The organism is Collinsella sp. TF05-9AC (genome assembly GCF_003438495.1).
Lineage (GTDB): Bacteria > Actinomycetota > Coriobacteriia > Coriobacteriales > Coriobacteriaceae > Collinsella.
The window spans coordinates 1-8,214 of record NZ_QSSH01000044.1; the positions used below are offsets into that span (position 1 = coordinate 1).

At 58.3% G+C, this 8,214-nt stretch carries 7 protein-coding genes; 3 read left to right on the forward strand and 4 right to left on the reverse strand.

Translation table 11 applies throughout. From position 1 onward, the window contains the following. Both DXC52_RS10300 and DXC52_RS09200 read left to right on the forward strand, forming a co-directional pair. Positions 1 to 325 (forward strand): hypothetical protein (locus DXC52_RS10300; protein WP_233504923.1); only part of this gene is annotated, 325 nt, incomplete at its 5' end. 314 nt (positions 326 to 639) lie between these two features. Continuing rightward, the gene (locus tag DXC52_RS09200; protein ID WP_158554641.1) at positions 640 to 3,567 is read left to right on the forward strand and encodes a DEAD/DEAH box helicase family protein; all 2,928 of its coding nucleotides are present in this window, start codon (positions 640 to 642) and stop codon (positions 3,565 to 3,567) included. 121 nt (positions 3,568 to 3,688) lie between these two features. Here DXC52_RS09200 and DXC52_RS09205 read toward each other — a convergent pair whose 3' ends face one another. From DXC52_RS09205 to tgt, 4 genes are all read right to left on the reverse strand, one after another. Beyond that, a complete protein-coding gene (locus DXC52_RS09205) occupies positions 3,689 to 3,997 on the reverse strand; it encodes a type II toxin-antitoxin system YafQ family toxin (protein WP_055285799.1) in 309 nt (102 codons plus the stop codon). Positions 3,998 to 3,999: 2 nt separating this feature from the next. Then, complete coding sequence (locus DXC52_RS09210; protein WP_117747007.1) at positions 4,000 to 4,299, reverse strand: type II toxin-antitoxin system RelB/DinJ family antitoxin; 300 nt, start codon at positions 4,297 to 4,299, stop codon at positions 4,000 to 4,002. A gap of 114 nt (positions 4,300 to 4,413) precedes the next feature. Then, the gene (locus DXC52_RS09215) at positions 4,414 to 5,172 is read right to left on the reverse strand and encodes a TIGR00730 family Rossman fold protein (RefSeq protein ID WP_117747008.1); all 759 of its coding nucleotides are present in this window, start codon (positions 5,170 to 5,172) and stop codon (positions 4,414 to 4,416) included. Positions 5,173 to 5,382: 210 nt separating this feature from the next. Then, positions 5,383 to 6,522, reverse strand: coding sequence for a tRNA guanosine(34) transglycosylase Tgt (tgt, locus tag DXC52_RS09220; protein ID WP_055285790.1), 1,140 nt, complete (start codon positions 6,520 to 6,522; stop codon positions 5,383 to 5,385). A gap of 287 nt (positions 6,523 to 6,809) precedes the next feature. Here tgt and DXC52_RS09225 point away from each other — a divergent pair, with 287 nt between their 5' ends. Next, positions 6,810 to 7,931 (forward strand): IS110 family transposase, encoded by a 1,122-nt coding sequence (locus DXC52_RS09225; protein WP_117747009.1) that lies wholly within the window; start codon positions 6,810 to 6,812, stop codon positions 7,929 to 7,931. Positions 7,932 to 8,214 lie beyond the last annotated feature (283 nt).

Sequence of the window (8,214 nt, forward strand, 5' to 3'; positions counted from 1 at the left end):
ATGCCGAAATGGCGCGAAGCACGCGGTTGACAAAACTATAGAGACACGTCCCATTTTACCTACCCTACATCAGCCCGCTCAGGGCGATGTCGACGGCTTCGTTGAGGTCGTCGGTGATGTGGACAAGGTCTGGATCGAGTGGGCTGATCATGCCGGCATCCATCACCGGGCCGTTGAGCCAGTCGAACAGGCCCCTCGCGGTACCCACTGGACAAAAAATGGCAAATATGAGTACCGCCACCAAATTAGTAGCAGCAAAATCTCGCCGGAATTGATCATTTCGATCAATTCCACGTCTTGCCAAGGCTCAAAATTCCGTGTTTAGTGGGTTAGATATATAGAATAATGTGGAATTGGTATTCTATTCTTACCAAATGTTATGAGACTACATTAACAACAGTACTCATATTTGACGTTATTTGACCACGGAGTCATTCGAGGACCCCTCCCCACGCCGCCAACACGCCCCATAGCCGCCAAAACACCTTTAACAACAGCCGCCGCACGTTTTGGCACCGGCTAATTGCCACTCACGGATCGGTACCCCACTATTACCGAACCCTAATCGAAGTCGCATATCTCATAAAGCTGAAATGACGTACCCTCATCCCAATGAACGCTGACAAGAATGGCATTCAAATGAGCAACGCCGTGCATCAATACGCCCTTTTCGGGAACGCCTTATTCAAACTCAATAAAACGGTTGTCCACGCTTCAGATCCGCGTAAGCAGATCGTAATCTGTAGCAACGGTCCAGACATCCGTTACGCAACACTCGAAGAATGGGACAAAGCCGGCAAATCTTTCGGCGAACGTGCACAGACCGAGGGCATCGTTACCAGCGCGAGCCCAGCGCGCGACAAACTCGAGCTCTTTCGCAATCTTTTTACCGGCCGCAAAGATGTGCACGCTCACGGGTATCGCAGAAAAGACGGGGGCATCGGCTATACACCCGCCTGCGCAAATGAGTGGAAGCCAGGCATTTGCCCCAAAGCAAACCATCACAGAATTAAATGCGCTGAATGTCGCAGCCGCACATTCCTTGAGCTGAACGATGCCGCCATTATCGCCCATTTCAAAGGCAGCGACGACAGGCTCCGGGACGTCATAGGTCAATATGTTCTCGACAAAGACTGCAACACAAATGTCCTTGTCATTGATTTTGACAAAGCCGATTGGAAAGAAGCGACAAACGCTATCAGGCTTGTCGTAAAAAAGCATGGAATTAACGCTGCGGTCGAGCGATCAAGGTCAGGCAACGGCGCGCATATCTGGTTTTTCTTCCTAGAACCTATAAACGCAAAGACAGCACGAGATTTCGGTAGCTGCCTTATCGCCGAAGCAGCGGCACTCAACAAGACAATCACCTTCGAAGCCTTTGACCGAATGATACCCGCGCAGTCCACCATTCCTGAAGGCGGCTTTGGAAATCTCATTGCGCTGCCCTTTCAGGGAAAAGCGCAGCGGGAAGGAAACAGCGTATTTGTTGACGAACGATTCGAGCCCTTTCCCGACCAATGGCTTTACCTTTCGCAAATCCAACTAATCTCGCGTGCGACGGTGGATCGTCTGATCGAGGACACCAAAAACAAACCGCTTGGAATAGCAACAGCTGCAGCGACAAACAAAACCAGGCGCAATGTCCAAAAGCCACGAAAGCGGCTCCCGCTCACGCCACGAGACTTCCCCTCGAACCTGCTCGTCACACAAGCCGATATGCTCTACATCCCCGAAAAGTCTCTGAGCCCGGCAGCTCAAATGGAAATCCGCAGGCTTGCGACATTTGCCAACCCGGAGTTCTTCCGTGCGCAATCTATGCATCAATCAGTATTCGGCAAACCGCGACTCATAGACCTCAGCGAACTTAGAGATGGCCGCGTCGCGATTCCCAGAGGCTGCAAAGCCCAACTTGAGCAGCTGATTCAAGAAGCCCACGTTACTGCCCATTATTCAGACGAACGTAGCACAGGCAATCCAATTGAGATGGCATTCAAAGGGACCCTTCATCCCGAACAGCAAATTGCCGCCGACCAGATGCTTGAATACGAAGACGGAATCATGTCTGCGCCAACGGGCTTCGGTAAAACCGTCATCGGAGCTTATCTTATTGCCGCCGTTGGTCTTCCGGCGCTCGTCATTGTTCCAAAGACCGCGCTCATAGCCCAATGGAAATCGCAGCTCGAACGATTTCTCGACATTACGGACACCAGAGAGCCGGTCCGAACGCCAAAAGGACGAATCAGCAAAAAGCAACCTCCCCTTATTGGACAAATCGGAGGGGGCAAAACCGCCGTCAGCGGCCTTATCGACGTCGCTTCCTTTCAGTCGCTATCTGGCAAAGACTCCCAAACCGGGGAGCCGATAGTTAAGAACCTTGTTCGTAATTACGGCCTCATTATCTGCGACGAATGCCACCATGCTGCCGCGCCACAGCTCGAGCTCGTCCTCAAGTCCGCTCCAGCCAAATATATATATGGCCTCTCCGCGACACCCGAGCGCTCCGACGGACTCACGCGGGCGCTCTCGATGCTCTGCGGCCCGCTTCGCTATGTCATCGATCCAAAAACGCAGGCAATTCAGCAGGGCATCCAGCGCATCGTTCGACCGAGATTTACCGGCATTCGGCTATCCGCCTACGAGCCGGATGCAAGCTTCAATCAGATTCTCGATATGCTGTGTGCACATGCGGCAAGAAACGAATTGATTGTCGATGACGCCCTCGAAGCAGCGTCAAACGGTCGACATCCGCTCATACTATCCAAAAGGAAAAAGCATGCTGAGGAACTGTTCAGGTTGCTTAATGATCGCAGACACGAGCCCATACTCTTAACCGGAGAAATCGGCGCCAAAGAAAGAAAAGCGATACTGAACAGTCTTCCCGGCTTTGAGCATGAACATCGAATCATCGTCGCCACCGAAAGCCTTCTGAGCGAGGGCTTCGATCTGTCCTACCTTGACACCCTTTTCATTGCCACGCCGATATCTTGGGACGGCAGCGTAACGCAGCAGGTGGGCAGACTGCATAGAAGCCACGAGGGCAAGCAACAGGTTGAGATATTCGACTACATTGACCTGTCGATACCCATGCTCGCCCGCATGTACCAGAAAAGACTCAAGACGTACGCCAAGTTGGGGTACGAAATTTATTCAGCAGAGGACAGCGAGCAACCCGATTACAACATTCTCATAGAGCCGGCAAACGCTATTGAGGCATTAATTAAAGACATCACCGGTGCCACAAAGAGTGCCTTCATAGCCGCATCCTACGCATCCGCCGCATGCCTCACGAAACTCACCACCACACTCGCAGGCGCAGCCGCCCGTGGGATTACCCTTGAGGTTTATGTTGCCTCACCTCCGCGCGATGACGCGAAAGCGATTTTTGCCGAGATGAACGTCGACTATTCCGTCAAGGCCAAAGGGCGGCTGTGCGCGGCCGTGATTGACGAGGAAACTGTCTGGTACGGGACTATCCCGCTGCTGGCATTCCCCAAGAAAGAAGACCGCAGCATCCGTTTCAAAAGCAACGAAGTCGCCGCTGAGTTTTTGAGCGAAATCCAGCAATGAGGAGAACCGGGGGCCGCAGCAGCGAACGGGGCGCGCCTATCAGTTGCGGTGAAATAGGGACTGTTTTTGGCCAATCGACCGCAAATCAGTCCCTATTCCACCGCAACTTGGAAATCGGCGATCAGCCCAGCGGACCCTGAAACAGTTCCTCATGCGAGCCCATTCTCACCAGCCTAATCACTGGGTTAGTCTTATGGGGAAGATAAAGAACGACCACATCGACCAAGCCATCGGATAGGTGGAAATCGATGTGGCCGTTGTAGTTTCCGCCCGGGTTTGAGAGCTCGTGGGCGCCATACTCCGCCGGAAGTGACCCATGAGCCACAAGCTCTGCAACCGCCGCTTTAAACTCACTTTTTAGCTGCGGATGCATGCGCATCGTTCGCTTGTAGTCGGCCTTAAACTGAGCCTCGACTTTAATCTCAAACATCGCTAGTCCTCATCGAGGAACGACATAAGCTCATCAGCGTCGTTGAATGACGGGCTATCGTCCGGCAAAATCCCCAACTCATGAGCCTCGGCGATTACCATGGCACGCCTCGTCGCCTCGTTGGGCACTTCCGCCCTTCCTACAATCTCAAAAGGAATCTTTCGCTGATTTACAAGCTGCCGAACGGCAAGATTGAGATAGGAATTGAGGCTGAGGCCGACCGAATCCAAGAACTCAGTCGCCTGCTCCTTGAGCCCCTCTTCGATGCGAACCGTCGTAGGCTTAACCGTTGCAGTAGACATACGCGACCTCCTCGCCCTCGTCTTTTGCATCAGTATACCCAATTTAGATGGCAGTCTGATGTTAAATAGCATCAATATGCCCTTCTCATTACTACAACGACAGACACGCTCGCCCTACATCAGCCCGCTCAGGGCGATGTCGACGGCTTCGTTGAGGTTATCGGTAATGTGTACCAGATCCGGATCGAGCGGGCTGATCATACCGGCGTCCATCACCGGACCGTTAAGCCAGTCGAATAGGCCCTGCCAGTACTCGCTGCCTACCAGCACAAGCGGCATGCGCTTGACCTTGTGCGTCTGCACCAGCGTGAGTACCTCGAACATCTCGTCGAGCGTGCCAAAGCCGCCGGGGAACACGATGGCGCCCGAGCTGTATTTGACGAACATGGTCTTGCGCACAAAAAAGTAACGGAAATCCATGCCGAGGTTCACGTACTTGTTGAGCCCATGCTCATGCGGAAGCTCGATACCCAAGCCGACCGACTTGCCGTTGGCACTCGCCGCTCCCCTGTTGGCCGCCTCCATGACGCCGGGACCGCCGCCGGTGATAACCGCCACGCCGCGCTGGGCGATTTTGCGACCGACCGTGCGCGCCGCCTTGTAGAGCGGATCGGTCTTGGGCGTACGGGCGCTCCCGAAGATGGTCACCGCGGGCCCAAGCTCGGCAAGCGCGCCAAAGCCATCGACAAACTCGGCCTGAATGCGCAGCACGCGCCACGGGTCGGCATGCAACCAGTCGGTCGAGTCCTCAGGCGCCAGCAGGTTGGCGTAGGTGTTGTCCTTAGGAATCATGGGGCCGCGCATGACCACGGGGCCGCGGCGGTACGTCTCGTCGTAGGCGGGCTCGCTCTCGACGTTCTCATTCTTAATCATGGGTACTCCTATCGAAAATAGAAACGGACGGGGTCGACGCCATGCGTCAAACACCCGCCCGAACATCAACCATTCGGTATGGTACCCACGATGCATCAAGCGCTTACAAGGCATCGGTCAGCGGTCGTGCAGGCCGTGTTAGCGAACGCGACGACCGACCGCCGCTTGACCTTTGCCGTTGCCCACGCTCTGTAAGCGCGCCTGTCGCCCTTAGTAATCCACCGCGGCAGGACTATTCATCCAATCGCTCACGAATGCGCCGTAACGGCCCTCGATAATGGCCTGACGGGCACGCTGCATAAGGTTGAGCAGGTAGTAGATGTTGTGCATCGACAGCAGAATGCCGCCGAGCATCTCCTTCTGCGTGACCATGTGGCGAATGAGTGCGCGGCTGTAACCGCCCGTGCACACCGGGCAGGTGCAGGTGGGATCGATGGGGCCGTCGTCGTGCGCAAAGCGCGCGTTGCGGAAGTTGAGGCGACCCTCACTCGAAAACGCCGTGCCCATGCGGCCGGTGCGCGTCGGTAGCACGCAGTCGAACATGTCGATGCCCACACCCACACCGCGCACGAGGGTGGTGGGGTTGCCGACGCCCATCAGGTAGCGCGGCTTGTGCTTGGGCATGTACTCGCTTACGAGCGGTGCCAGGGTCTCGAACATGGTCTCGTGGTCCTCGCCCACCGAGTAGCCGCCGATGCCGTAACCGGGGAAGTCGCCGCACTCCTCCAGATGGCGCAGCGAGCGCAAGCGCAGGTCCAGGTGCATGCCGCCCTGAACGATGCCAAAGAGTGCCTGGTCGTCGCGGGTATGCGCCTTATAGCAGCGCTCGGCCCACATGCTCGACAGCTCAACGGCGCGCTCAACGTAGGCGCGCGTGGCGGGATAGCCCGGGCACTGGTCCAGCTGCATGCAGATGTCGGAGCCGAGCTTCATGGCGATCTCCATGTTGTCCTCGGGTGTCCAGAACACGTGGCGGCCGTCGTAATCGTTGACGATAAAGCGCACGCCCTCGTCAGTGAGCTTGACGGCATCGTTGTGACTGAAGACCTGGAAACCGCCCGAGTCGGTGAGGATAGGGCCGTGCCAGTTCATAAACTTGTGCAGGCCGCCCAGCTCGGCGATGGTGTCCTCGCCGGGACGCATGGACAGGTGATAGGTATTGGCAAGCACGATCTGGGCGCCGAGCTGTTTGACGGTCTCGGTAGGAATGCCCTTGACGTTTGCCTTGGTGCCCACGGGCATGAAGATCGGTGTCTCGATGTCGCCGTGCGGGGTGTGCAGCACGCCGGCACGCGCATGCGTCGTCGGGTCCTCGGCGATCAGGTCGAATTTAAAAAGGCTCTGGTCCATAAACTGGAACTCCTTGGTTGCGGTTCATACGCAAACCATTATACGGGCAACCCGCAAAGAGCACCGACTCGACAGAAACTGGTGCAAAGGAAACCTGCCCCTTGCGACAACGGATCATTTCCGACAGCCACAGCAACGCCGATGCTATGGCACCGACAGACACTATGACCCAATCCGAGGGCACTAAAAAGATAGGAGCCCCCGCTCGTGACCGCGGGTCGGGGCTGCGACAATGATGTTGAAGTGCCATAGGCGCAGCCGCGCCGCAACGAGGTTGGGAGGCTCCCATGCCAAAGTATTCTACCGCGTTCGGGATGGACGTCCACCTGAGGTCGACCACCGTCTGCGCCCTCGACGCGGACACCGGCGAGGCCGTGACGAGGAGGTTCCCCGGCAACCCCTGGGGCGAGATCGCCGGGTGGATGGATAGGTTCCCCGGGCCGTCGCTCGCGGCCTACGAGAGCGGCTACCTCGGCTTCGCCCCGCAAAGGGAGCTCGCCGGGCTCGGCGTCGAGTGCGTCGTCGCCGCGGTCTCGAAGATCCCCAGGTCGGCCGCCGACTCGGCCTCCAAGAACGACAGGAACGACGCCGCCAGGATGGCCAAGGCGATACTCGCCCACGACATCTCCCCCGTATGGGTCCCCTCCCCCGAGGTCGAGGGCATCAGGGACCTCGCCGGCGCCTACGACGGGGCGACCGCGCGCCTGGCGACCGCCAAGCAGCGGCTGCTCGCCTTCCTCGCAAGGCGGGGGTTCGTCTACGGCGGCACCACGCCCGCCGGCAACCCGAGGAAGTACTGGACCTACGACTTCCTGAGGTGGCTCGACAAGGTCAGGCCTGAGGACGATGGCGGGGTTCGGGCGCTCGCCGCCCTGAGGAACGAGGTCGAGGCCGCGGCGGAGGCCCGGGCGGACCTGCTCTCCGAGTACAGGGCGGCCGTGGATGCCAGCCCGATCGCCGCGGAGGTGGCCGCCCTCCAGTCGATCAAGGGCTGCGCCTTCGCGCTGGCCGCAGCCTTCTCGGCCGAGGTCGGCGACTTCACGAGGTTCCGTTCCGGAAGGCAGGTCACGGCCTATTTCGGCCTCGCGCCGAGTCAGAGGTCGAGTGGCGACTCCGTGCGGCTCGGAGGCATCAGCGGTGCGGGCAACGCGCTCGTGAGGAAGCTGGCCGTTGAGGGCTCATGGTGCTACGCCGCGGCACGGCACCAGCCGAAGCTCATGCCAAGGGACACGGGCGTGCCCCTCGAGATAAGGATGCACGGGAGGAAGGGGTCCGAGCGGCTCCTGCGGCGGCGCGAGGAGATGCTCGCCCGCGGCATGCCCGCGGCGAAGGCCAACGCGGCCACCGCGGCCGAGCTCGTGAGGTGGCTTTGGGCCCTCGGCATGATGTGCCGGGAGGGCGCGGAATAGACACAGCCCCCGTCCCGGCGAGCCGGGCGGCCTTCGGGGATACCCCCTATTTCGCTGTGCGCGCGGAGCCCTCCGCATGCGCCTCGACAGACTTGGGGAACCCCGCCGAAGGAATGGAGTGCGGGCCGACAGAACGGTATCCGCGGATATGAGACTGAGCCGAAGGCGTCGATGACATGCCGGGGGCGGACCGGGACGGGTTAACGGCAGGCCCCGCCGACCGATTGCAAGCGGTCGGCGGGGCCATTGTGGCTCTTGACAGCGGATTGGGTCATATGAGCGA